Here is a 22,327-nt window from a genome sequence, read left to right as displayed (position 1 = left end):
TCATGGGTGAACATCATACGGTTGCGTCTTTCGACGAGGATCTCGGCGCCATCAGCAAGCTGATCTCCGACATGGGCGATCTCGCCCGCTCGATGGTCGCCGGCTCGACGCGCGCGCTGCTCAATTCAGACAACGCCCTGGCGCAGCGTGTGGTGTCCGACGACGCCATCATGGACGCACGCCAGCGCGAGCTCGACGACCGCGCCATCACGCTGATCGCCAAGCGGCAGCCGATGGCCAACGATCTGCGCGCCGTGGTCGGCTCGATCCGCATGGCGGGCGACCTCGAACGCATCGGCGACCTCGCCAAGAACATCGCCAAGCGCGTCGGCACCGTCGGTCTCAGCGTCACGCCGCGCGACCTTTCGCATTCGATCGACGGCATGGCGCAGCTGGTGCTGATTCAGGTGCAGGGGGTCATCGAGGAATATGCCGCCGCGGATGCCGCGGCGCTTGCCAAGCTCCGCAACGACGACGAGCGCATCGACGTCAAATACACCTCGGTGTTCCGCGAGCTTTTGACCTACATGATGGAAGATCCGCGCAACATCACCGCTTGCACGCATCTGTTGTTCTGCGCCAAGAATCTGGAGCGCATCGGCGACCATGTCACCAATATCGCCGAGAACGCCTACTACGTGCTGACCGGCCAGCAACTGCCCGCCAATCGTCCGAAGCTGGACGAGACGGCGATGTCGGCGCCGGCGGCCTGAGAAGAAGGGTGACGGGCCGATGATCGCGCCACGCATCATGGTGGTGGAGGACGAGGAGCCGCTGGGGGTGCTGCTCCGCTACAATCTTGAATCGGAAGGCTACCAGGTCGAGGTGGTGACACGCGGCGACGAGGCCGAAATCCGGCTGCAGGAAAACGTGCCCGACCTCCTGGTGCTCGACTGGATGGTGCCGGCGGTTTCCGGTATCGAGCTCTGCCGGCGTCTCAGGATGCGGCCGGAGACCGAGCGGCTGCCGATCATCATGCTGACGGCGCGCGGCGAGGAAAGCGACCGGGTGCGCGGCCTCTCCACCGGCGCCGACGACTATCTGGTCAAGCCGTTCTCGACGCCGGAGTTCATGGCGCGCGTCAAGGCGCTGCTGCGCCGCGCCAAGCCGGAAGTCCTGTCCAGCATGCTGAAGGTCGGCGACATCGTGCTCGACCGCGAATCGCATCGTGTCTATCGCAAGAAGAGCGAGATCCGGCTCGGTCCGACCGAGTTCCGCCTGCTCGAATTCATGATGCGCCATCCCGGCCGCGTGTTCTCGCGCAGCCAGCTGCTCGACAATGTCTGGGGCGAGACGATCTACATCGACGAGCGCACGGTCGACGTGCATGTCGGCCGCCTGCGCAAGGCGGTCAACAATGGCCGCATGCCTGACGTCATCCGCACCATCCGCGGGGCCGGATACGCGATCAGGGAAGATTGACGCTCAGGCCACGTTCTTCCCGGTGGCGCCGCCTTTCACCTGCACGCCCGGCGCGAAAATCTCCTGGTCGACGAAGGTCAGTGCGCGCATGGCGCAGCCTTCGCGGATGAGCGGCAATTCGTTCGGCTCGGTGTCGAAGGAGATCGACTTCGAATGCTGGCCGCCGGCGGTCTGGGCGATCGCCTCGCGCAGCGCCGGCTCGATCAGGTCGAAGGCGGCGGCGCTGACGCCGACCATGGCGACGGGAGCTGGATCGATCAGCGCGAACAGGCTGCCGAGGCCGTAGCCGAGCGCCTCGCCGGCCTTGCGGTAGGCCTGGCGCTCCGGGCCGTCGCCGGCGCGCGCCCTGGCGGCGAGCGAGCGCATGTCGGCGTCGCTGACATCGACCGGCTCGGCGTCCTCGCCCATCTGCTTGGCATTGCGCCAGATCGCATAGTTGCCGGCATAGGCCTCGACGCAGCCGCGCCGGCCGCAGCGGCAGAGCGCGCCGCCCGGCCGGTGGATCATGTGGCCGAATTCGCCGCCGGAGGAATGGGTGCCGGTGAACAGCTCTCCCTTCAGCACCAGCCCCATGCCGATGCCGTGCGAGAGCAGGATGGCAATGAAGTCGTCGCGGTACCGCTCGGGATCGCGCCACTGCAGCGCCACCGCCATCATGTTGCAGTCATTCTCCATGGTGGCCGGAACGCCGAATTCGGCTTCCAGAATGTCGGCGAAGGCGATGTCGGTCTGCGGCGTGATCGGTGACCACAACATGGCGCGGGCATGGGTGTCGGTGATGCCCTGGATGCCCATGGCGATGCGGGCGACGCCGCGGACGTCGAGGTCGGGATCCTCGAAACGGCGCCGGACGATGGCCACGCATTCGCCGATCAGCTCGTCGCGCGGCATGATCGCCGTGTCGAGGCGGCGCTGCTCCTCGGCAATGACCTGCCCGGCATAGTCGATGACGGCGACGGAAAGGAAGTTCAGCGACAGGACCACCGTCATCACCGCCGTGGCTTCCGGATTGAGGGCAAGCCCGACCTGCGGCCGGCCGCGCTTCAGCGAAACAGCCTCGTTTGGCTTGCTCTCGGTCAGGATGCCTTCCTGGATCAGGTCGGACGAGATCGCCGAGATGGTCGAATGGCTGAGGCCGGTGGTGGCGGCGATCTCGGTACGCGACGGCTGGCCGGCGCGGCGCACGGCCGAAATAACCATCGCCCGGTTGCGTCGGCGCAGATCGTCGTGGCGGATTCCAACCGACATGCTTTGCCTTCCTCCCGGTCGTCGCGGCCGTTTTTGATTTCGAAGGCCGTCGGCGACACCGTATGAATAGTGGCAGAAGCGGGCCAGCCTGTCATTTATTTATTCCGGAGCTCGAAAAAAATTCGCCGAGGCCTCGGAATCGCTCAGAATCGTTGTTGACAGCGCTCCGCCGTTGGATCATATTTTTTTCGAGGCTCGAAAAAAAGCCTCTATGCCGGCCTCAGGGCCAGTCTGGGTCGCGCCGCAATGGCGCAGGGAGGAAATCATGAAGAAATTCGCAACCGCCATGCTGGCGGGTGTCGCCTTGTCGTTGACGCTCGCGTCGGTCGCCGAGGCGAAGGACAAGGTGATCGGCGTTTCCTGGTCGAACTTCCAGGAAGAGCGCTGGAAGACCGATGAAGCGGCGATGAAGAAGGCCATCGAGGCGGCCGGCGACAAGTATATTTCGGCCGACGCGCAGTCCAATCCCGGCAAGCAGCTGACCGACGTCGAAAGCCTGATCTCGCAGGGCGCCAATGCCCTGATCGTGCTGGCGCAGGACGCTTCGGCCGTCGGGCCGGCGGTGCAGAAGGCGCTGGACGAAGGCATTCCGGTCGTCGGCTACGACCGGCTGATCGAGAACAAGGACGTCTTCTACCTGACCTTCGACAACAAGGAAGTCGGCCGCATGCAGGCCCGCGAAGTGTTCAAGGTCAAGCCGGAAGGCAATTATGTCTTCATCAAGGGCTCGGGCGCCGACCCGAACGCCGATTTCCTGTTCGCCGGCTCGATGGAAGTGCTGAAGGAAGCCATCGACGGCGGCAAGATCAAGAATGTCGGCGAGGCCTATACCGACGGCTGGCTGCCCGCCAACGCGCAGAAGAATATGGAGCAGTTCCTGACCGCCAACGACAACAAGGTCGATGCGGTGGTGGCGGCCAATGACGGCACCGCCGGCGGTGTCGTCGCCGCGCTGACGGCGCAGGGCCTCGCCGGGACCGTTCCGGTGTCGGGCCAGGACGGCGACCACGCCGCGCTGAACCGCATCGCGCTCGGCACCCAGACCGTGTCGGTGTGGAAGGACGCGCGCGAACTCGGCAAGAACGCCGCCGAGATCGCCTCGGCTCTCGCCGACGGCAAGAAGATGACCGACATTGCCGGCGTCAAGGACTTCACCACGCCGGGCGGCAACACCGTCAAGTCGCTGTTCCTGACGCCGGTCGCGATCACCAAGGACAACCTCAACGTCGTCATCGACGCGGGCTGGATCAAGAAGGACGAAGTCTGCGCCGGCGTTGCCGCGGGCGCCGTCGCCGCCTGCAACTGAGGCAGGCCTTCCAGTTTGAAGACCAGGCGCCGCGGCCCATGAGCCGCGGCGTCCATCAAGCTTCGTTTCGCAACGGGCTTCCGGCTTCAAGTGAGCCGGGAAAGCCAATAGAATCATGTTCCGGCAACCGCGCCAGACGGCAAACCGGTGGGAGGAAATCATGACCGATACGACCTCAAGCACGGTCGCCGCGGACCGGGCACGCGCAGCCGAACTCAGCGCCGCCGGCCGCTTCCTCAAGGCAACCGAACTCGACACGCGCATGCTCGGCATGGTCGGCGCGCTGCTGGTCATCTGGATCGGCATCCACGTCCTGTCGGGCGGGCTTTTCCTGACGCCGCGCAACCTGTGGAACCTGTCGGTGCAGACGTCCTCGGTAGCCATCATGGCGACCGGGATGGTGCTGGTCATCGTCATGCGCAATATCGATCTTTCCGTCGGCTCCGTCGAAGGCGTGGTCGGCATGATCATGGGCGTGGCGCAGGCCGAATTCCTGATCCGGGTCATCGGTCTCGAGCTCGGAAATCCATGGCTGTGGATCATCGCGCTCGCTGCCGGCGTGGTGCTTGGCCTGGCGATCGGCGCCTTCCAGGGCTTCATCATCGCCTATATGGAGGTGCCGGCTTTCATCGTCACGCTGGGCGGCCTGCTGGTCTGGCGCGGCATGGCCTGGATGATCACCAGCGGCCGCACGGTCGCGCCGCTCGACGCCACCTTCCAGTTGATGGGTGGCGGACCGCGCGGCTCGATCGGGGCCACGGCGAGCTGGGTCGTTGGCGTCGTCGCCTGCGCGGCGGTCGCCTTCGCGCTGCTCAACGGCCGCTCGCAGCGCAAGCGGTTCAATTTCCCGCTGCGTCCGGTATGGGCGGAAGTCTTCCTCGGCGTCGTCGCCTGCGCCGCCATCCTCGGCGCGGTCTCGGTCGCCAATTCCTATCCGTGGCCGGTCGGCATCGTGCGCCAGTACGCCCAGCAGAACGGCATCACCATTCCCGAAGGCGGTCTGTTCATCGCCCACGGCATCGCCATACCGGTGCTGATGGCGGTCGCGGTCGGCATCGTCATGACCTTCATCACCCGGCGAACCCGCTTCGGCCGCTATGTGTTCGCCATCGGCGGCAATCCGGAGGCGGCCTCGCTCGCCGGCATCAACACGCGCTGGGTGACGATGAAGGTGTTCATGATCATGGGCGTGCTGGCCTCGATCAGCGCCGCCATCTCGTCGGCGCGCCTCAACGCCGCGACCAACGCGCTGGGCACGCTGGACGAGCTCCTGGTCATCGCCGCCGCCGTCATCGGCGGCACGTCGCTCGCCGGCGGCTCGGGAACCGTGCTGGGGGCCATGCTCGGCGCGCTTCTGATGCAGTCGCTGCAGTCAGGCATGGTGCTGCTCGGCATCGACTCGCCGCTGCAGAGCATTGTCGTCGGCGCGGTTCTGGTCGTCGCCGTCTGGCTCGATACCGTCTACCGCAAGCGAGTCTGAGCAAGAACTTCAGGGAGGAGACGCGACCATGGAAAAGACAGCTCCCACCGGCACGCCGCTGATCGACATGCGCAACATCTCGATCGCCTTCGGCGGCATTCGCGCCGTCGACGATGCCTCGATCGATCTCTTTCCAGGCGAGGTGGTGGCGCTGCTCGGCCACAACGGCGCCGGCAAGTCGACGCTGATCAAGATCCTGTCCGGCGCCTACAAGCGCGACGCCGGCCAGATCTTCGTCAACGGCGAGGAGGCGCACATCTCCAATCCGCGCGACGCCAAGAAATACGGCATCGAGACGATCTACCAGACGCTGGCGCTCGCCGACAATGTCGACGCCGCCGCCAATCTCTTCCTCGGCCGCGAGCTGATGACCGGCTGGGGCACGCTCGACGATGTCGCCATGGAGGCCGAGGCGCGCAAGGTGATGGGCCGGCTCAATCCGCGCTTCCAGCGTTTCAAAGAGCCGGTGATCAAGCTCTCCGGCGGCCAGCGGCAGTCGGTGGCGATCGCGCGCGCCATCCTGTTCAACGCCCGCATCCTGATCATGGACGAGCCGACGGCCGCGCTCGGGCCGCAGGAGACGGCGCAGGTCGGCGAGCTGGTCAAGCAGCTCAAGGCCGAGGGCATCGGCATCTTCCTGATCAGCCACGACATCCACGACGTGTTCGAGCTTGCCGACCGGGTCTGCGTGATGAAGAACGGGCAGGTGGTCGGCACCGCGCGCACCAGCGACGTCACCCAGGACGAGGTGCTCGGCATGATCATCCTTGGCAAATGTCCGCCCGGCGCCATTCCCGGACCGGGGGCGCTGAAGATCGCCGCCTGAGGATTGGAAGCCGGCCAGAGCGGTTCAACGTTTCACGGAAACGCAGAACCGCTCTATCTCTTTGTTTTCACTCAATTCCGGACGGAAAACCGGTTCCCGCTTTTCCTGGAATTGCTCTAATGTCCGATACGTGATGTGCCAGGCGTCATGATGATTTGGCCGTGCCATTGTGTTGCCGCGGGGACTTGCTCATAAAGGTGCCCAACCGTTCAGGGGCCACTTCCTCAGTTGAAAAAGTTCTTCCCGATCCTCGCCTTCATCGCCGTCGCGCTGATCAGCCTGACGATGGCGGGGTTCGCCTATTTCGCCACGCAGGAAGCGGCGCGGATCAAGTTCGACGCGACCGCGGACGACGCGCTCAACCGGATCGAGAGCCGCATCGATCTCCACCTTTCGCTCCTGCGCTCGACCCAGGCGCTGTTCGACGCCCGCAACGGCGACATTTCACGCAATGAATTCAAGGCGTTCTTCAACGCGCTCGATGTCGACAACAATTTCGCCGGGCTGCGCGGCATCGGCTTCCTGCGGCTGGCCAAGGCCGGCGACGAGGCGGCGGTCGAGCGCGATATCCTGCGCGACCATGGCGTCGCGCATCAGGTCTACCCCGCGACGACGCAACCCTGGCGCACGCCGATCGTGATGTTCGAACCGATAGCTCCGTCCAACCAGGCCAGCATCGGCTACGACATGTTCACCGAGCCGGCGCGGCGGGTGGCGATCGAAAAGGCGATGGCCGACGACCAGCAGCATGCAAGCGGCCTGATCCAGCTCGGCCAGGGGACGGGCGCTACCCAGACCTTCCCTGGGTTCCTGGTCTTCGTGCGGCTCAATGTCGAAACCGCGCCCGAGGTCATCAACGCCAGCCGGTCGTCGACGGCGGGATTCCTCTATGCGGCCTTCCGCGCCCGGGACCTGTTCCAGACTGCGCTCAGCCGCGCCCCGCTGCTGCCGGTCAACACCGAGATCTATGACGGCAAGGTGGACGCCGGCAATCTTCTGTTCCGGTCGGAGACGCCGCCGTCCGAGACCCTCGGCGAGAGGCTGCTGGTGAGCCGCAAGCTCGTCGTCGCCGGTCGTCCCTGGACGGTGCTGTTTCGGCCGACAAGCGCTTTCTCGCTGCCGTCCTCGCGCGCCATTCCGGTGATGCTCGGCCTGTTCGGACTGTTGCTCGCCGGCGCCATAGCGCTGGTGGCGCGCTATCAGGAGCGTGCCTATGACGCGGTATCGCTGCTGCACGAGACGACGGAAAAGAGCCTGCTCGAGAAGGAGCTGATGCTGCAGGAGATGAAGCATCGCATCAAGAACTCGATCACCAGGGTGCTGGCGATCGCGCGCCAGACGGCTTCGCACGCCACCGACGTGAAGGAGTTCTCGTCGTCCTTCGCGGCGCGGCTGCAGGCGATGGCGGCGTCGCAGGACATGCTGACCCGCTCGCGCTGGCAGAAGGCCGATCTCGGCGATCTGCTGCGCATCGAGCTCGGCCAGGTGTTCGGCAAGGAGCTTCCCGCTGGCATATTGTCCGGACCGGAGGTGCTGCTCGACGAGACGACGACCCAGGCACTCGGCCTGACTTTCCATGAGCTGGCGACGAACGCGTTGAAATATGGCGAGGCCGGCAATTCCGTGGGGGCGCTCAAGGTCGACTGGTCGCTGCAGGGGCGCGGCCGCGACAGGCTGCTGGTGCTCAACTGGCGTGAAGCCGGACAGAAGCAGCTCGAAGCCCCGGCCAAGACCGGCTTCGGCACCAAGCTCATAGATCTCAACGTGACGCGCGAATTGCGTGGCACGATCAAGCGCGAGTTTCTCGCCGAGGGGCTGAAGGTGGAGATCAGAATCCCGCTGGCGACCTGAAAGGCGCTCCCCTCACCAGGAACCTTCAAGTGCAGGCGGCACAAACAAACGGAGACCGGACGAGCCGGCCTCCGTTCCTATTGCGCCTGGTCCGAAGCGATCAGCAGCGAGCCGTGTAGAGACGGCCGCGATTGTCGCGATACTGGCAATAGCCATTGCGCAGGTTGCGAACCAGCAGACCCGAGCCCGCGCCGACGGCCGCACCGATGAGCGCGCCCTTGGTGCCGCCAATCAGGCCACCGGCGACGGCGCCGACGCCGGCGCCAACGCCAACGTCCCGCTCGGTCGTGCTGCAGCCGCTGACCGCGACAACCGCAACCATGGCAATAATCATCTTCCGCATAGAGTCACCTCTCCTTTGTCCTCACTTTAGGAGGCTACAACCGCCATTTAACATGAAACAACGGCCTTTGCCCGCTCGATTTTATTGTTGACCAAGATAGGTTTTTTCGGGCCGCGCACTGTCGTTGGAGGCCAGGACGAGGCCGGAGACCTGCAGGGACGCGTCGAGTGTGCCGTCCGGACGCACGTTCCAGACGATCTGGTCGTAGTCGTCCTCCAATGCCGGGTCGACGGCGAGGCATTTGGCAACGACGTGGGGAGCCTGGCCCCGAACGTCGGTCAAGGCGAAGGGCCGTTCGGCGGTGCATTGCTCCGCGGTCTCGAAGACGCTGACAGGCACCGACAATTCACGGCATTCGGTCATGGAGTTGGAGCAGCCGATGACCAGCAGCAAGGCAGCAATATGTTCCATGGCGAGATTCCTCTCGCACAAGAACGGAGCAAAACCGGCAAAGTTCCTGCGGCAGCGGTGTCGCCCTCGAATAATTGGCGGGCGGGAGCGAGCAGATGGCGGGACGTCAGCTGAACTGCATCGCCAGCGTCAGCGCGATGGCCGCGAGCAGGATGACGGCAGCGGCCAGGCGAAGCAGGGGATGGGAGACGCTGGATGAGGCCGAGGCCGGAGCTTCGGCATCCTGGAACCCGCTCATCGAGACGCGAGCGGCCTGCTCCAGCCTGTTCATGTCGGCAACCGTCACGGACCCACCCTCCCTGTCGCGCTGCAACCGGCGAGGGCCTCAGGCCCTGGCAAGTTGCAGCGCCATCTGGGAAGAACAGCATCGGACTTTATGGTGAACAGCCGGTTAAGGGTCTTGCCGGCGCGCCCGTGGCGCGGCGCCGAGCAAGTCAGTCCGTGGCAAAATTGCCCTTGGGGATGACGAGGCGATATTCGAGGCGATCGCCGATGATTTCGAGCGTCGCCGTGCCGTTGAGCGATGCCGGCACGACACGTTCCAGGGCGACGCTGCCGAAACGCTTCTCGCTGCTACTGACGTCGCGGGCGCCGATGGCTTCGCACCATGTCAGCGACAAGGCCGGCTCGCCGCCGGCGTCGGTCGTCAGCCTCGCGGTCAACTCGACGCGCCCGTCCGGCCGCGACAGGGCGCCATAGCTCACTGAATTGACGGCAAGCTCATGCATGGCCAGGCCGATATGCAGGGCGGCGTTGGGATTGAGATAGGGGTTCTCGCCCTCGAGGCGCAGGCTGCGCTCCGGGTCGGCGGCGTAGCGGCCAACCTGGCCGGAGACGAGCTCGTGAAGGGCTGCGCCCCGCCAATTGGAGGAGGTGACCAGATCCTGCGAGGAGGCCAGCGACTGCAGCCGGCCGCGAAAGCGCGGCAGAAAATCACCCGATGCACCGGAATAGCGGCCGGTTTGGGTGGCGATGCTCTGGATGATGGCGAGCAGGTTCTTCGAGCGGTGGCTGACCTCGCGCAGCAGCGTCTTCAGCGTTTGCTCGCGTCGCCTCTGCTCGGTGGTCTCGACCATGGTGGTGACGATGCCCTGCACTTCGCCGCCCTCGCCGTGGTCGGCGTCGATCCAGACCTGGAACCAGCGCACGCCGTCTTCGCCCGGCACGCCAAGCTCGAGCCGCTCCGGCTTGCCGGAGGCGATGACGCCGCGTTTGGCGGCGCCGATGCGCTCGGCCTGGGCGGGCGGCAGTATGCCGTTGCTGTCGGCCGTGTCGGTGGCCCACGGCGCGCGCATGTTGCGCGCCCAGACCGTCTTCATCTCGCGGTCCTGATAGAGAACGGAAATGCCGGCATTGTGCAGCGCGTGAAGCAGCGCCCGGCCAAGCTGCATTCCGCTTTCGGCCGGATGCAGGGCGATGACCTCTTCGCCCTGTCTGCTGTCGCTCATGTTTGAGGCCTTGGAACGCATCGATCGCTTGCCACCGAGCTCAAGCTGAACGGCTTACTGCAAAATGGGTTCCCGAAAATGAGGATCCAGATGCGGTCCGCCGAGCGGCATCTCGTTGGAGGATACCGCCCGGCGGTGGCTGGAAACCGTTTGAGGGGTGCGGCTTCCAGTGTTCGGTCGAGCCTCGCCGTCACGCCCGTCTGAACAGTCCGGCGACCAGCGAGATGATCAGGAACGCGAGGAAGATGAAGAATAGTATCTGCGCGATGCCGGCGGAGGTGCCGGCGATGCCGCCGAAACCAAGCGCACCGGCGATGATCGCCACGACGAGAAAAACGAGCGCCCAGTAAAGCATGATCCGTCTCCTTCCTATGCTGCGGTAAAAACGTGGGTGGTTGGCGTTTGTTCCACCCTTTGCCGAAAAAGACGATCCCTGGAAGGGGGGTGAGACGCGAATTCCCAAGCCTCTCGGCGACGCCCGTCGCAGACGCGCCGAAAGCTTCATTCTCAAGTGGAATGGCGGATGGCCCAGGCGCGCGCGGCGCTCCTGGATTACGCCGCGGCCTTGGCCTGCCGATCGAAGAACAGCGCCTGGCTGATCAGCGCCTTGACCATGTCCGGGTTGAACGGTTTGGTGACCAGGAAGGCCGGTTCCGGCCGCTCGCCGGTCAGCAGACGCTCCGGAAAAGCGGTGATGAAGATCACCGGCACCGGCGTCGAGGATAGGATCTCGTTCACGGCCTCGATGCCTGAGCTGCCGTCGGCGAGCTGGATGTCGGCCAGCACCATCTTCGGCCTGGTCTTGCCGAAAATCGTCACCGCCTCGGCATGGGTGCGCGCGGTGCCGACGACGCGATGGCCGAGGCTCTCGACCATCTCCTCGATGTCCATGGCGATGAGCGGCTCGTCCTCGATGATCAGGACGTCGGTCGCCACCTGGCGGGAAATCTCGTTGCTCGCCTGGGCGAGCAGGTCGGAGAATTCCTGTTCGTCGGCATCCAGGACCTCGGCCGCCTCGTCTTCGCTGAAGCCTTCGACCGCAACCAGCAGGAAGGCCTGGCGGGGGCGAGGGGCGATCGCGTTCAGATTGGCGGCCGCGCGCTGCTCCCATGCCGATTGCGCATGTTCCTGCGGAACGCGAATGGCAATCGAGGTGAAGAGCCGCGCGAAAACCTTGTACAGCGCGATGCGGTCGTTCGATGCCTGGGGGAAGATATCGACATCGGCGATGATGGCTTCGAGCATCGCGGCGACCAGCGCATCGCCGCTCTCCTGCGATCCGGAAACCGCGCGCGAGAAGCGGCGCAGGAACGGAAGGTGCGGCGTGATGGTGGCGGACAGGCTCATGTTGGACGTCTCCCTCAGATGACGCAATTGCATCAGGTGGCTATTGCATAGGTGGCTGGCCAAGCTGATTGCAAGCCCCGAGGAGCCAAACGCCGGCTTGCCGAAAAAGTTCCGGTTGCGATGGAACTAATATAAGGGGACGACGTTTGAGATCGGGATGGGCAACCAGATGAGGGGGCCGCTTAGCGTTGTATGTTAGGGGCGGCCAGGGTGCTGGAAATAAAGGGCGAAATGAAGGACATGACGAAAGACACTTCGGCCGGCGCCGCGGGACGGCGTCGGGTTGTTTCCGGCGACCCCTTGGGGCCAAACTCGGAAATCGGCCGCAAACTCAAGCAATATTACGATGAATTGGTCTCCGACCACGTGCCGGACCGCTTCGCCCAACTGCTCAGCGAGCTTGAGCAGGCCGAGCCCGCGCGGAAAAAGGACTGAGGCATGGCGGCCGTCTCGCAGAGCTTCAAGACCGACCTGCTCGGCTCGATCCCGAGTCTGCGCGCCTTTGCCGTGTCGCTGACGCAGAACGCCGACAAGGCCGACGACCTGGTGCAGGAAACGCTGGTCAAGGCCTGGGACAAGCATGAGAGCTTCCAGCCGGGCACCAATCTCAAGGCCTGGCTGTTCACCATCCTGCGCAACGAGTTCTACTCGCAGATGCGCAAGCGCGGCCGCGAGGTGCAGGACAGCGACGGCATCATGACCGCGAGGCTCGCCGTCCATCCGGCCCAGCACGGCCAACTCGACCTCAAGGACTTTCGCGGCGCACTCGAACAGTTGCCGGAGGATCAGCGCGAAGCCATCATCCTGATCGGTGCGTCGGGCTTTTCCTACGAGGAGGCGGCCGAAATCTGCGGCTGTGCCGTGGGCACGATCAAGAGCCGAGTCAGCCGCGCCCGCGCCAGGCTGCAGGAGATCCTGAAAATCTCTGGCGAAGACGAGTACGGCCCGGACGCGATCTCGGCGCAAGTGACGGGGTCGAACGCCGCCTGACTGTCCGGCCGCCTACCGCTCTATCCCTGTTTGACGAATTCCGGACTTAAAAACCGTGGCGTTGCTCGCTCAGGCGAGCGGTCCGCGGCCGCAGGCCGCCGCCACCGCTTCGACGAGGTCCTCGCCGGAGAAGGGTTTGCTGACCAGCCGGATCTCCGGAAAGGCCGTCTTCAATTCGTCCACCTCGGAGTGGCCGGAGGCGAAGATGAAGGGCAGGCCCGATTCGCGCAGCCGCGAGGCGAAGCCGAGGGTAGAGGTGCCGCTCAGCATCAGGTCGACGATGGCGGCATCGAATTGCGCGGCCACGTGCTCCGGCTCGATCTCCGCAAGGTCGCCGGCAACAACCACCTCGCCGGCGCCATAGTCGCGGCACAGCTGTTCGACGTCGGCGGCGATCAGGAATTCGTCCTCGAGGACGAGAATCCGCAATCCGTCAAGCAATGGCACCTAGCGAAGTCTCCTTGCGATAATGTCTTCCTGAAGAGGCAGTCATGGGCGCTATCGGGCGAGCTGTCATTTAAAAAGTTGTGTCGGAGCGCCGATGAAGTTTTGATGAGACAGGAAGGCGCGGTTCGGATAGGGCGCCGCGGCGCCGAAGCGCTTCGCCAAGTCCACTTTTTTGGCGAGGAACCTTGCCGTATGTTGGACGTTGAAAGCAAGCAAACGCAAGGAGTTAAGCTATGGCGACCGCCGCAGGAAAAAACGCGACAGACGGCCGGACGAGTCCGGACCTCGAAGCCGACATCAGGCAACTGAGGGCCGACATCGAAAAACTGACCAAGCAGTTGGCCAAGACCGGCGAGCACGGCTACGGAACGGCGCGGCGGGCGGCCACCGAGGGCGTCGAACAACTGCGCGCCCAGGGCGAGGCCGCCTTCGAAGGGTTGCGCGGGAATGCCAGGGATATCGAGGCGCAGATCGTTGCCAATGTGCGCGAAAAGCCGGTGACCTCGCTGGCGATCGCGGCGGGCGTCGGCTTCCTGTTCGCGCTTCTGGCGCGGCGCTAGTCCCACCCAATGGCAATGCTTGCATCGCTGATTTCGGCTCTCGCCTCCGGCGAGGCCTTGGCGGCCCTCGGCCGCGCGCGGACCGCGGCGGTCATCTACATCATCGTCACGCTCGCAGCGATGTGCGGCGTCGGCTTTCTCATCGGCGCGGCTTACATCTGGATCGCCGGGCTTTATGGCCCGATGGCGGCCTCGCTGGGTTTCGGCGTCGGCTTCCTGGTGATCGCCGGATCGGTTCTCATCGTTTACCGGCTGTCGGCGGGGCTGCGCGCGCGGCGCCGGGCGCGACAGCGCAGTGCCGACATGAAGGCGCTCGGCATCACCGCCGCGCTCGCTGCCCTGCCCGTCCTGCTCAAGGGAAAGGGCGGGCTCGGCGCCGTTCTCGCCCCGGCGATCGCGCTCGCCGCCTACGCCATCTACCGCGAGAATGCCGGACCGGATCGTGACGCCGACGATGCGGACTAGAGCCGGGCGCGCTGCGTGAATCCGCTCCGACGCACCGTGCTACGGACTATTTCGGCAGATCCTCGAGCGGTATCGATATTTGGGCAAAGACGCCTTCCGGGCGGAACTCGTGCTTCACCGCGCTGGAAATGACCTTGGCCAGGCTGCGGCGGATCAGGATCGAGCCGAAGCCGTGACGGTCCGGCGGCTCGACCTGCGGGCCGCCGGTTTCACGCCAGGTCAGCACCAGATGACGGGCACCCTTCCTGCCTTGCGTCTTCCAGCCGAGCTCGACCCTGCCGGTGGCGACCGACAGCGAGCCGTATTGCAGGGCATTGCTCGCCAGCTCATGCAGGATCAGGCCAAGCCCCACTGCCTGGTCGGGGGTCAGCAGCAGGTCTTCTCCGGTGATCGTCATGCGCGGCTGCGCGGCGCTGTCGAACGGCTTGGCTTCGATCTGCACCAGTTCGTGGATGCCGATGCCGCGCCATTCCCGGTCGGACAGGAGATTGTGGGCGGCGCCCAGCGCCTGCAGCCTGGCGCCGAAGGCTTCCAGGAATTCGCTCGGCTGGCGGGCGTGGCGAACGGTCTGCGTCGCCAGCGCCTGCACCGTGGCCAGGGTGTTCTTGACGCGGTGGTTAAGCTCGCGCAGCAACAGGCGCTGGCGCTCGTCGCCTAGCTTGCGCTCGGTAATGTCGTAGTTGACGCCGAAGATCAGCGTCGGCTTGCCGTCGCTGTCGCGTTCGATGACGCGGCCGCGGGTGGCGATCCAGCGCGGCGGGTAGATGCCCTTCACCCGGTATTCGCCGAAATAGTCGTCGCTGCCGGTCAGAGCGTCGCGAAAGCGCGTCTCGGTCTGATAGACGTCGCGCGGATCGATGGCCGCCAGTATGTCGCGCGCCTTCAGCCGATTCGAGCGCGGCAGGTCGAAAAGTTCGGACAGCAGGACGTCGCATTCGATGATGTCAGTGCGGATGTCCCATGCCCAACTGGCGAGCGAGGCGGCGTCGAGGGCGATGGCGCGACGCTTTTCCTCCTGTGCCAGGGCCTCCTTTGCGATAGCGCCGCTGCGGGTGGCGTCCTTCAGCGTGAACAGGCTGGCGGCGAGTTCGGCCAGTGCCTTCAACTGGCCGAGCTGGTCTGCGGACGGAAAGGCGTGCGGCTTGCGGTCCAGCACGCAGAGCGTGCCGATACGGGCGCCCGCCACGACCATCGGCACGCCGGCATAGAACTGGATCCGATGCTTGCCGCTGACTGCGGGACTGGCGGCGAAGCGCGCGTCTAGGGTCGCGTCGGTCACCACCATCGGCTCGTCGCCGGCGGCGATGGCATGTGCGCTGAAGGGCATTCCCGCGGTGGTTTCGGTTTCGTCGAGGCCAAGGCTCGACTTGAACCACTGGCGCTCGGCGTCGACCAGGGTGATCAGCGCGATCGGCGCCTGGAGCACAGCGGCGGCAAGAGCTGTGATGCGGTCGAAATCAGGATCGGGCGCCGTATCAAGCAGACCGTGAAGCACGGCAAGTCGATCCTGCGCCTTCACGGCGCCAAGGACGTCGGCCGGCAGTCCCGGCGTTTTGCGAACCCTGCTATCCACCAAGCCCCCAAATGCCGCGTCCCGCTGCCAACGGCCGCGGTGCCGACCAATGCGTACGCCCCAGGCTCCGGAACCTTCGCGGCGAGGAACCGTTACCCGACCATATTCTGCCAGACGCGCCGGCCGGTGCCAAACGATACGGAGGCCGACCATGACCAAGATCATCCCCGAGGAGAAAGCCCGTCAGGGACGCTGGGGCGTCAACGTGCTCAAGATCCTCGTCGCAGGCTTGCTTCTGGCATTCGTCGCTTGGGGGGTCGCGGAGATTTACGGCGAAGTAATCAAGGCTCCGACCACCGAACAGGGGCCAAAGGGCTAGCGGTCGCGCCGATGTCGTTTTCCTATCCATCACGCCGCCTCCGCCCGTGCGATGCGAGACGGGACCAGCACCTTTAGCGCTCCGGGGTGAATTGCGATCTCGGTCTCGCGTTCGAGCTTGACCAGTTCACCATCCATGACGGCGCGGTATTTGCTGCTCGCGGCATGGATTTTCAGTCTCGCACTCTCTGCCTGATGGATTTCGACATGGGCGCTATCGCGCCATTTGCCGCGCGCCATGTCGAAGAAGACCCTGACCAGTTCGCCGCGCCTGCGCGCCACCGAGATGTAGATGCCGAGCACGCCGCCGGCGGGATTGTCGGCATAGGGCAAATGACCTTCGCCGAACAGGTTGTTGGTGACGCCGATGCCGGTGGCTCGGGTTACGATTTCCGCCTCGCCTATGGTGAGCGTCGCCTTCAAGGCCGGGGGGTTTTTGATCGTCGCCCAGGCGGCGCGCGCCGAGGCCCGCATCTTGCCGAGGCGTGAGCCGAATTCCATGCCCTCGCGCAGTTGCACCATCTTGGCGTGCAGGCCGATGGAGAATTGGTGCACGAAAGGCCGGCCGTTGGCGCTCGCCATATCGACTTCTATCACCTCGCCATCGGCAAAGGATTTCAGCGCCGCATCCAAGGTCTGCGGAACGCCGAGCCCGCGGGCGAAGAGATTCATCGTGCCAGCCGGCAGGATGGCCAGTGCCGTCTTGCGGTTCATCAGCAGGCCGGCCGCGGTCGAAATGGTGCCGTCGCCGCCGCCGGCCAGTACGACGTCGATGCCGCGCCGCCGGACCGCCTTCTGCAAGGCCGCTGCAATGTCCTGGCCGGCAACGACATCGACGTCGATGGTATGGCCGGCCGCCTCCAGCGTCTGGCGCAGCCGGTCACAGAAGCCGGAAAGATCGGTGGTCCGCAACGTGCCGCCGTCCCGGTTCAGCACCGCCGCAAATCGCATGCCCCACTCCGTTTCGCTCACCGAGCCGCTGGGCTCAGCCGCAGGCTGAAACGGAATGCCCGGAGAAAGGTTCCAGGGTCCGGTGAAACACGACGGCCGGGCCAGCAATTTCATGGGCTTGTCCGGAGCGGGAAGCGCCTTTTTCGGAACAACGATCTGGTCACGACGTTGTGAATCTGTAGAAGCGCCGCGGCCGCTCTTTCAGCGACCCTGCGGTGTGCCCGAAAATCATGCACGAGGAGGAAGCATTATGATCCGCACCCTTTTTGCGACCACCGCGCTCGCCACGCTGATAGCAACCGGCGTCCAGGCGCAAACCGCAACGACGCCCGCGCCGGCCACGCAGAACGAAGCGCCGGCCGTTCCCGTGATGCGCGCCGAAGGCAGCCTCGCCACCAACATCATTGGCGAATCCGTCTATAACGGCACCGCCGACGATGCCCAGGATATCGGCAAGATCAGCGACGTCGTCTTTGACGAGACCGGCAAGGCAAAATCCGCCATCATCGGCGTGGGCGGTTTCCTTGGCATAGGAGCCAAGGACGTCGCCTTCGACTTTGACAAGCTGCAATGGGTCGAGAAGAACGGAGACCGCTGGCTTGTCGCGGAGACCACCAAGGAAGCCCTGACGGCGCTGCCGGACTTCGACAGGAAGCCCTATGATCCGGCACCGGCCGCCCAGACCGACACGACAGCGCAGGCGCCGGCGACCACGACGGAAGGCACCGGTGCGCAGAAGCCTGTCGACATGAATGCCGCTTCGGCTGAGCCGGTGAAGAAGGCAGATGGCAACCTCGCCACCAACATCATCGGCGAGTCCGTCTACAACGGCACCGCCGACGACGCGCAGAACATCGGCGACGTCAACGACATCGTGCTCACCAAGGACGGCAAGGCCGAGGCGCTCGTCATCGGTGTTGGCGGCTTCCTCGGCATAGGCGAGAAGAACGTCGCCTTCGACTTCGCCAAGGCCAAGTGGGCCGAAAAGAACGGTGATCGCTGGCTGGTCGCCGAGACCACGAAGGAAGAGCTGCAGGCGCAGCCCGACTTCAACCGCAAGGCCTATGATCCGGCGCCGGCAACCACCGCGTCGGCCGAGGTGCCAAAGGCCGCCGCTCCAACCGCAACCGCTCCGGCGCCGGCCGAAAAGACGGCCGAGGCCCCGGCAGCCCCTGAAGCCAAGACCACCGACCCGACGCAGACCGCGGCGATCGACAAGTCGACGCTGACGGAGATGCCGGTCGGCGAGATCCGGGGTGACGACCTGAAAGGGACGACCGTCTACGGCGCCAACGATGTCCAGGTCGGCGAGATCGGTGACGTCGTGCTGACGCCCGAGAACAAGCCGGACGCGGTGATCGTCGATGTCGGCGGCTTCCTCGGCATCGGCGAAAAGGAAGTCGCTGTCGGCATGGACAACCTCAAATTCATGACCGACAAGGACGGCAAGAAATATCTCTACACCACCTTCACCAAGGAACAGCTTGAAGCGCAGGCGGCCTACGACAAGGGCAGCTACGCCGAGAAGCGTGACCAGCAGAGGATGAAGGTGCAGTAGGCAATAGGAGTTGGGTGGCAGTAGGCAGTAGGCAGTAGGCAGTAGGCAGTAGGCAGTAGGCAGTAGGCAGTAGGCAGTAGGGAAATGAGCTTTCTACTGCCTACTGCCTACTCACATATCCAGCCACGCCATTCTCCGTCAGCTCCGCCAGCGCCAGCGACTGGTCGAGATGCTCCGCCCGCCAGGCCAGCAGCCTTTCGGCAAACTGCAGCCGCACCGCGAGATAGGCGGGATCGTTGGCGACGTTGGTCAGCTCCCCGGGATCCTTCTTCAGATCAAACAGCAGGGGCGACAGGCCGCCGCCGAAATGCACATATTTGAAGTCTTGCGAACGGATGACGGCGAGGTTGCACTGGCGCGAGCCGATGCCGAAGTGGCGCTCGGCCTCGCCATCGGCCACCGAGCGGAAATCGAATTCCCAATGCGCTGCGTCGCGCCAATCGCGCGGCGCAGCGCCTTCCAGGAACGGTTTCAGTGAGCGGCCGTCGAGATGCGGTGGCGGATCCTCGCCGAGGAGATCGAGCAGGGTCGGCAGGATATCGACGGCCTCGCTGAAGCAATCGACGCTGCCGCCGGCCGCATGGCCCAGGCGCGGGTCGCGGATGATCAGCGGGATGTGGTAGCTGCCGTCGAAGAAGCCGCCCTTGCCGAGCATGAAATGGTCGCCCATCATCTCGGCGTGGTCGGAGGTCAGCACGATCACGGTCTCGTCCCAGGCTCCCGCCGCCTTGAGCGCCTGCCAAAGGCGTCCGAGTTGCGCGTCGACCTCGAAGATCATGCCGTAATAAATGGCGCGGATGGCGCGGATATTGTCCTCACCCCAGTCGCGCACCTTGCCTTCGGCGCCGGGGCGGAAGTTCTGCCTCATCCGGCGGTCGAGATCGTAAGCGAGGTACGGGTGGCTTTCCGCCTCGGCCTGCCAGTACCCGGCGCGACTGAAAGCGGGGCCGTCGGCCGGATCATACATGGCGTTGTAGGGCTCAGGCACGATGAAGGGCGGGTGCGGGCTGATGAAGGAGAGATGCGCGAACCAGGGCGCGCCACGCTCCTGCTCGCCCAGCCAGCGGATGAACTCGCCGGCCAGGAAAGCCGTCGGCGTCTGGTCCTGCGAGTAAATTGGTGGCGCATTGGTCACGGGGTCGCTCGGTTCGCCAACCGGGCGGTGGACGTCAGGATGGCCGGCACTGGAGTCGATGCCCTGGGCGCTCAGCCAGGACAGCCAAGGCTTCTGATGCTCGGGCAGGAATTGGCGCACGGTGAAGCCGGGCAGGACCCCCTCATAGGTTCTCAGCCTGGGGTCGCCGGGCGCAAGCAGGCGTGGGTCGAGCGAGACATCAGTATAGCCGAAGAGCGTCGGGTCGTAGCCGAGGGCCCGGGCCGAAAGCGCGATGTTGCCGTGGCGGGCATCGAGCGGCGTGCCGTTGCGGCAGACGCGGTTGTTCATCTGGTAGAGCCCGGTGTAGAGGCAGGCGCGCGCCGGCGAACAAGGGGCTGCCCCGCCAAAGTGGCGCCGAAACAGCACGCCTTCGGCGGCAAGTGCATCGGCATTCGGTGTTTTCAGCACCGGATGGCCGGCCGTCGACAGGCAATCGCCGCGCCACTGGTCGCATGTGATCAGGAGAATGTTGGGGCGTTCGCTCATGCTGGCCAAGCGTTTGTCTCCTCATCCGGCATGCCGCTCATGGAGCCGAATTCAGGCCGTCGCGCAAGGCCGCGCATCTCTGTTGATTGGTGAACAAATGATGCGATATCGTTCACTTTTACAGCACAGTCCATTCTGTGTTTGCCTCCTTTGCCGCGGCCGTGCCTATCCTCATATTGGCGTGGACAGCGGCGAGGGCCGCACCAGCAAAAGGGAAGGAGCAGAAAAATGCTCGACCAGATCAAGGGCCTGCATCACGTCACCTCGATGGCCAGCGATGCGCGCCGGAACAATGAATTCTTCACCAAAAAGCTCGGCCTGCGCCGGGTCAAGAAGACCGTCAATTTCGACGCGCCTGACGTCTATCATCTCTACTATGCGGACGAGGTCGGCACGCCGGGTTCGGTGATGACCTATTTCCCGTTCCCCAATATCGGCAAGGGCCGGCATGGGGTGGGCGAGGTCGGCACGACGGTCTATTCGGTGCCGGAAGGCACGCTCGGCTATTGGGAGAAGCGCCTTGCCGATGAAGGCGTCGCGGGCCTGTCGCGCGAAGAGACGTTCGGCGAGAAGCGGCTCGCCTTCGCCGGCCCCGACGGCGACGGCTTCGCGCTCGTCGAAGACAAGGCCGACGGCCGCGCGCCCTGGGCGAAGGGCGGCGTTCCCGCCGACGAGGCGATCCGCGGCTTCCACTCGGTGCAGCTTCGGCTGAGGGATGGCGGCGCCACCGAGGAGCTGTTGAAGTTCATGGGCTATCGGGAGGTCGACAAGTCCGGCAACGTCCGCCGGCTTGCGGTCAAGAACGGCAATGGCGCCGACATCGTCGACATCGAATCGCTGCCGGGCGCGGCGTTTGCCAATCTCGGCGCCGGCTCGGTCCACCATGTCGCCTTCGCGGTCGAGAACCGCGCCAGGCAGCTCGAAGTGCGCAAGGCGCTGATGGACACCGGCTACCAGGTGACGCCGGTGATCGACCGCGACTATTTCTGGGCGATCTATTTCCGCACGCCGGGCGGGGTACTGTTCGAGATGGCCACCAACGAGCCAGGCTTCGACCGCGACGAGGACACCGCTCATCTCGGCGAGGCGCTGAAGCTGCCGGCGCAGCACCAGCATCTCAGGCCCTATCTCGAACAGCACCTGCAGAAACTGGAAGACTGAGCCATGAGCAAGGATACCTACACTCACAAGCTGCTGCCCGGTTCGCCGGGCAGTCCGCTGCTTTTCGTCTTTCACGGAACCGGAGGCGACGAGAACCAGCTGGTATCGCTGGGACGCGAGCTGGTGCCTTCGGCAAGCATCGTGTCGCCGCGCGGCGATGTGTCGGAGCAGGGTGCCGCCCGCTTCTTTCGCCGCACCGGCGAGGGGGTCTATGACATGGAAGACTTGGCGCGAGCGACCGCCAAGATGGCTGCCTTCATCAAGGCGCATGTCGAGGCGGCAAAGCCCTCGACGGTGCTTGGGCTCGGCTATTCCAATGGCGCCAACATCCTGGCGTCGGTGGCGTTCGCGGAACCCGGCCTGTTCGACGCGACGGTGCTGATGCATCCGCTGATCCCTTTCGAGCCGCAGGTGAAAGGCAGCCTCGCCGGCCGCTCTGTGCTGATTACGGCCGGCAGGCGCGATCCGATCTGCCCGCCCAATTTGACGTCGCGGCTGGAGGCCTATTTGCGCGCCGACGGCGCCGCTGTCACTGTGGAATGGCACGATGGCGGGCACGAAGTGCGGCCGAATGAAATCGAGGCGGCGCGGCAGCTCTTTGCCGGCCTGCCGGTTGAAGGAGCGTGAGCAATGGCTGATCAATTGCCCGAGGTCGAACTGGAGGATCGCGGCTCCAAGGGCCGCTATGTCCTGCGCGGGCCCGGCGGCGCCGAGGCCGAGATGACCTTCACCAAAATCGGCGAGCATCAGCTCATCATCGATCACACCGAGGTGCCTGACGCGTTTCGCGGCCAGGGCGCGGGGCTTCGCCTCGTCACCCGCGCCATCGAGGACGCGCGCGCGGCCGGCAAGAAGATCATCCCGCTCTGCCCGTTCGCCAACGCCCAGTTCCGCCGCCATCCGGAATGGGCCGACGTGCTGAAGCGGTAGCAAGTTCCCCCTTCTCCCACAACGGGAGAAGGAGAACACGCCTCAGCCAC

General features: G+C 64.9%; 26 protein-coding genes and 1 pseudogene. 15 read left to right on the top strand and 12 right to left on the bottom strand.

Features of this window, described 5'->3' with window-relative positions:
* Positions 1-2: 2 nt before the first annotated feature.
* Both phoU and phoB read left to right on the top strand, forming a co-directional pair.
* The gene (phoU, locus tag PU724_RS16075; RefSeq protein WP_128276178.1) at positions 3-713 is read left to right on the top strand and encodes a phosphate signaling complex protein PhoU; all 711 of its coding nucleotides are present in this window, start codon (positions 3-5) and stop codon (positions 711-713) included.
* 19 nt (positions 714-732) lie between these two features.
* Positions 733-1,422, top strand: coding sequence for a phosphate regulon transcriptional regulator PhoB (phoB, locus tag PU724_RS16070; RefSeq protein WP_006203872.1), 690 nt, complete (start codon positions 733-735; stop codon positions 1,420-1,422).
* 3 nt (positions 1,423-1,425) lie between these two features.
* On the opposite strand, the gene PU724_RS16065 is transcribed toward phoB, so the two are convergent.
* Positions 1,426-2,670, bottom strand: a complete 1,245-nt coding sequence (locus PU724_RS16065) for an ROK family protein (RefSeq protein WP_354420080.1) — start codon at positions 2,668-2,670, stop codon at positions 1,426-1,428.
* A gap of 265 nt (positions 2,671-2,935) precedes the next feature.
* Here PU724_RS16065 and xylF point away from each other — a divergent pair, with 265 nt between their 5' ends.
* From xylF to PU724_RS16045, 4 genes are all read left to right on the top strand, one after another.
* Positions 2,936-3,976 (top strand): D-xylose ABC transporter substrate-binding protein, encoded by a 1,041-nt coding sequence (gene xylF, locus PU724_RS16060; protein ID WP_127310418.1) that lies wholly within the window; start codon positions 2,936-2,938, stop codon positions 3,974-3,976.
* 160 nt (positions 3,977-4,136) lie between these two features.
* Positions 4,137-5,456: a sugar ABC transporter permease gene (locus PU724_RS16055; protein ID WP_127391063.1), complete on the top strand. Its 1,320-nt coding sequence runs from the start codon at positions 4,137-4,139 to the stop codon at positions 5,454-5,456.
* 28 nt (positions 5,457-5,484) lie between these two features.
* A complete protein-coding gene (locus PU724_RS16050; protein WP_127391062.1) occupies positions 5,485-6,282 on the top strand; it encodes an ATP-binding cassette domain-containing protein in 798 nt (265 codons plus the stop codon).
* 228 nt (positions 6,283-6,510) lie between these two features.
* Positions 6,511-8,133: a CHASE domain-containing protein gene (locus tag PU724_RS16045; protein ID WP_128346113.1), complete on the top strand. Its 1,623-nt coding sequence runs from the start codon at positions 6,511-6,513 to the stop codon at positions 8,131-8,133.
* 100 nt (positions 8,134-8,233) lie between these two features.
* Here the strand turns inward: PU724_RS16045 and PU724_RS16040 are convergent, their stop codons facing one another.
* From PU724_RS16040 to PU724_RS16015, 6 genes are all read right to left on the bottom strand, one after another.
* Positions 8,234-8,476 (bottom strand): YMGG-like glycine zipper-containing protein, encoded by a 243-nt coding sequence (locus PU724_RS16040; protein ID WP_127392029.1) that lies wholly within the window; start codon positions 8,474-8,476, stop codon positions 8,234-8,236.
* 81 nt (positions 8,477-8,557) lie between these two features.
* Positions 8,558-8,887 carry a hypothetical protein gene (locus PU724_RS16035; RefSeq protein WP_127392028.1) on the bottom strand — a complete coding sequence of 110 codons (330 nt, stop codon included), beginning with the start codon at positions 8,885-8,887 and terminating at the stop codon, positions 8,558-8,560.
* 106 nt (positions 8,888-8,993) lie between these two features.
* On the bottom strand, positions 8,994-9,173 hold the full coding sequence (locus PU724_RS16030; RefSeq protein ID WP_127392027.1) for a hypothetical protein: 180 nt from the start codon (positions 9,171-9,173) through the stop codon (positions 8,994-8,996).
* A 148-nt stretch (positions 9,174-9,321) separates the two neighbouring features.
* Positions 9,322-10,356, bottom strand: a complete 1,035-nt coding sequence (locus PU724_RS16025; RefSeq protein ID WP_127392026.1) for a sensor histidine kinase — start codon at positions 10,354-10,356, stop codon at positions 9,322-9,324.
* A gap of 169 nt (positions 10,357-10,525) precedes the next feature.
* Entirely contained in the window at positions 10,526-10,690 is a 165-nt protein-coding gene (locus tag PU724_RS16020; protein ID WP_127287283.1) for a DUF1328 domain-containing protein, read from the bottom strand.
* 197 nt (positions 10,691-10,887) lie between these two features.
* Positions 10,888-11,682, bottom strand: a complete 795-nt coding sequence (locus tag PU724_RS16015; RefSeq protein WP_127310416.1) for a response regulator — start codon at positions 11,680-11,682, stop codon at positions 10,888-10,890.
* Between the two features lie 231 nt (positions 11,683-11,913).
* On the opposite strand from PU724_RS16015, the gene PU724_RS16010 reads away from it, so the two are divergent.
* Together PU724_RS16010 and PU724_RS16005 are read left to right on the top strand one after the other, a co-directional pair.
* The gene (locus tag PU724_RS16010) at positions 11,914-12,117 is read left to right on the top strand and encodes a NepR family anti-sigma factor (RefSeq protein WP_187331438.1); all 204 of its coding nucleotides are present in this window, start codon (positions 11,914-11,916) and stop codon (positions 12,115-12,117) included.
* Between the two features lie 3 nt (positions 12,118-12,120).
* Positions 12,121-12,672, top strand: coding sequence for an RNA polymerase sigma factor (locus PU724_RS16005; RefSeq protein ID WP_126057999.1), 552 nt, complete (start codon positions 12,121-12,123; stop codon positions 12,670-12,672).
* Positions 12,673-12,741: 69 nt separating this feature from the next.
* On the opposite strand, the gene PU724_RS16000 is transcribed toward PU724_RS16005, so the two are convergent.
* Positions 12,742-13,113, bottom strand: coding sequence for a response regulator (locus PU724_RS16000; protein ID WP_127286212.1), 372 nt, complete (start codon positions 13,111-13,113; stop codon positions 12,742-12,744).
* A 239-nt stretch (positions 13,114-13,352) separates the two neighbouring features.
* Between PU724_RS16000 and PU724_RS15995 the strand changes: the two genes are divergently transcribed.
* Both PU724_RS15995 and PU724_RS15990 read left to right on the top strand, forming a co-directional pair.
* Positions 13,353-13,679: an ElaB/YgaM/YqjD family protein gene (locus tag PU724_RS15995; protein WP_354420079.1), complete on the top strand. Its 327-nt coding sequence runs from the start codon at positions 13,353-13,355 to the stop codon at positions 13,677-13,679.
* A gap of 9 nt (positions 13,680-13,688) precedes the next feature.
* Positions 13,689-14,144, top strand: coding sequence for a hypothetical protein (locus PU724_RS15990; protein WP_354420078.1), 456 nt, complete (start codon positions 13,689-13,691; stop codon positions 14,142-14,144).
* A gap of 46 nt (positions 14,145-14,190) precedes the next feature.
* Here the strand turns inward: PU724_RS15990 and PU724_RS15985 are convergent, their stop codons facing one another.
* Both PU724_RS15985 and PU724_RS15980 read right to left on the bottom strand, forming a co-directional pair.
* Entirely contained in the window at positions 14,191-15,717 is a 1,527-nt protein-coding gene (locus PU724_RS15985; RefSeq protein WP_354420077.1) for a sensor histidine kinase, read from the bottom strand.
* Positions 15,660-15,788 (bottom strand): annotated as a pseudogene (locus tag PU724_RS15980) (hypothetical protein); the annotation flags it as partial. The gene PU724_RS15985 and the pseudogene PU724_RS15980, both read right to left, overlap by 58 nt.
* Before the next feature lie 80 nt (positions 15,789-15,868).
* Here PU724_RS15980 and PU724_RS15975 point away from each other — a divergent pair.
* Positions 15,869-16,036, top strand: a complete 168-nt coding sequence (locus PU724_RS15975) for a hypothetical protein (protein ID WP_187331436.1) — start codon at positions 15,869-15,871, stop codon at positions 16,034-16,036.
* 29 nt (positions 16,037-16,065) lie between these two features.
* Here the strand turns inward: PU724_RS15975 and PU724_RS15970 are convergent, their stop codons facing one another.
* A complete protein-coding gene (locus tag PU724_RS15970; RefSeq protein WP_128274011.1) occupies positions 16,066-16,986 on the bottom strand; it encodes a diacylglycerol/lipid kinase family protein in 921 nt (306 codons plus the stop codon).
* 250 nt (positions 16,987-17,236) lie between these two features.
* On the opposite strand from PU724_RS15970, the gene PU724_RS15965 reads away from it, so the two are divergent.
* On the top strand, positions 17,237-18,544 hold the full coding sequence (locus PU724_RS15965) for a PRC-barrel domain-containing protein (protein ID WP_128274013.1): 1,308 nt from the start codon (positions 17,237-17,239) through the stop codon (positions 18,542-18,544).
* 100 nt (positions 18,545-18,644) lie between these two features.
* On the opposite strand, the gene PU724_RS15960 is transcribed toward PU724_RS15965, so the two are convergent.
* Entirely contained in the window at positions 18,645-20,186 is a 1,542-nt protein-coding gene (locus PU724_RS15960; RefSeq protein WP_354420164.1) for an alkaline phosphatase family protein, read from the bottom strand.
* Between the two features lie 228 nt (positions 20,187-20,414).
* On the opposite strand from PU724_RS15960, the gene PU724_RS15955 reads away from it, so the two are divergent.
* Genes PU724_RS15955 through PU724_RS15945 form a run of 3 tightly spaced genes read left to right on the top strand, consistent with a single transcriptional unit; the run spans position 20,415 to position 22,277 of the window.
* On the top strand, positions 20,415-21,347 hold the full coding sequence (locus PU724_RS15955) for a VOC family protein (protein ID WP_128274015.1): 933 nt from the start codon (positions 20,415-20,417) through the stop codon (positions 21,345-21,347).
* A 3-nt stretch (positions 21,348-21,350) separates the two neighbouring features.
* Positions 21,351-21,974, top strand: coding sequence for an alpha/beta hydrolase (locus PU724_RS15950; RefSeq protein WP_128274017.1), 624 nt, complete (start codon positions 21,351-21,353; stop codon positions 21,972-21,974).
* Between the two features lie 3 nt (positions 21,975-21,977).
* Positions 21,978-22,277, top strand: a complete 300-nt coding sequence (locus PU724_RS15945; RefSeq protein WP_354420076.1) for a GNAT family N-acetyltransferase — start codon at positions 21,978-21,980, stop codon at positions 22,275-22,277.
* Positions 22,278-22,327: the final 50 nt, after the last annotated feature.

Source organism: Mesorhizobium abyssinicae (assembly GCF_049887195.1).
Classification (GTDB): Bacteria; Pseudomonadota; Alphaproteobacteria; order Rhizobiales; family Rhizobiaceae; genus Mesorhizobium; species Mesorhizobium abyssinicae.
Note: the sequence above shows the minus strand (reverse complement) of the source record. Positions and strands in the feature narration are given on the sequence as shown.

Excerpts from the sequence above, each read along its gene's own strand:
- phoU (WP_128276178.1), top strand. The coding sequence starts at position 3 with ATGGGTGAACATCATACGGTTGCGTCTTTCGACGAGGATCTCGGCGCC.
- phoB (WP_006203872.1), top strand. The coding sequence starts at position 733 with ATGATCGCGCCACGCATCATGGTGGTGGAGGACGAGGAGCCGCTGGGG.
- PU724_RS16065 (WP_354420080.1), bottom strand. The coding sequence starts at position 2,670 with ATGTCGGTTGGAATCCGCCACGACGATCTGCGCCGACGCAACCGGGCG.
- xylF (WP_127310418.1), top strand. The coding sequence starts at position 2,936 with ATGAAGAAATTCGCAACCGCCATGCTGGCGGGTGTCGCCTTGTCGTTG.
- PU724_RS16055 (WP_127391063.1), top strand. The coding sequence starts at position 4,137 with ATGACCGATACGACCTCAAGCACGGTCGCCGCGGACCGGGCACGCGCA.
- PU724_RS16050 (WP_127391062.1), top strand. The coding sequence starts at position 5,485 with ATGGAAAAGACAGCTCCCACCGGCACGCCGCTGATCGACATGCGCAAC.
- PU724_RS16040 (WP_127392029.1), bottom strand. The coding sequence starts at position 8,476 with ATGCGGAAGATGATTATTGCCATGGTTGCGGTTGTCGCGGTCAGCGGC.
- PU724_RS16035 (WP_127392028.1), bottom strand. The coding sequence starts at position 8,887 with ATGGAACATATTGCTGCCTTGCTGCTGGTCATCGGCTGCTCCAACTCC.
- PU724_RS16025 (WP_127392026.1), bottom strand. The coding sequence starts at position 10,356 with ATGCGTTCCAAGGCCTCAAACATGAGCGACAGCAGACAGGGCGAAGAG.
- PU724_RS16020 (WP_127287283.1), bottom strand. The coding sequence starts at position 10,690 with ATGCTTTACTGGGCGCTCGTTTTTCTCGTCGTGGCGATCATCGCCGGT.
- PU724_RS16015 (WP_127310416.1), bottom strand. The coding sequence starts at position 11,682 with ATGAGCCTGTCCGCCACCATCACGCCGCACCTTCCGTTCCTGCGCCGC.
- PU724_RS16010 (WP_187331438.1), top strand. The coding sequence starts at position 11,914 with ATGAAGGACATGACGAAAGACACTTCGGCCGGCGCCGCGGGACGGCGT.
- PU724_RS16005 (WP_126057999.1), top strand. The coding sequence starts at position 12,121 with ATGGCGGCCGTCTCGCAGAGCTTCAAGACCGACCTGCTCGGCTCGATC.
- PU724_RS15995 (WP_354420079.1), top strand. The coding sequence starts at position 13,353 with ATGGCGACCGCCGCAGGAAAAAACGCGACAGACGGCCGGACGAGTCCG.
- PU724_RS15990 (WP_354420078.1), top strand. The coding sequence starts at position 13,689 with ATGGCAATGCTTGCATCGCTGATTTCGGCTCTCGCCTCCGGCGAGGCC.
- PU724_RS15975 (WP_187331436.1), top strand. The coding sequence starts at position 15,869 with ATGACCAAGATCATCCCCGAGGAGAAAGCCCGTCAGGGACGCTGGGGC.
- PU724_RS15970 (WP_128274011.1), bottom strand. The coding sequence starts at position 16,986 with ATGCGATTTGCGGCGGTGCTGAACCGGGACGGCGGCACGTTGCGGACC.
- PU724_RS15965 (WP_128274013.1), top strand. The coding sequence starts at position 17,237 with ATGATCCGCACCCTTTTTGCGACCACCGCGCTCGCCACGCTGATAGCA.
- PU724_RS15960 (WP_354420164.1), bottom strand. The coding sequence starts at position 20,186 with ATGAGCGAACGCCCCAACATTCTCCTGATCACATGCGACCAGTGGCGC.
- PU724_RS15955 (WP_128274015.1), top strand. The coding sequence starts at position 20,415 with ATGCTCGACCAGATCAAGGGCCTGCATCACGTCACCTCGATGGCCAGC.
- PU724_RS15950 (WP_128274017.1), top strand. The coding sequence starts at position 21,351 with ATGAGCAAGGATACCTACACTCACAAGCTGCTGCCCGGTTCGCCGGGC.
- PU724_RS15945 (WP_354420076.1), top strand. The coding sequence starts at position 21,978 with ATGGCTGATCAATTGCCCGAGGTCGAACTGGAGGATCGCGGCTCCAAG.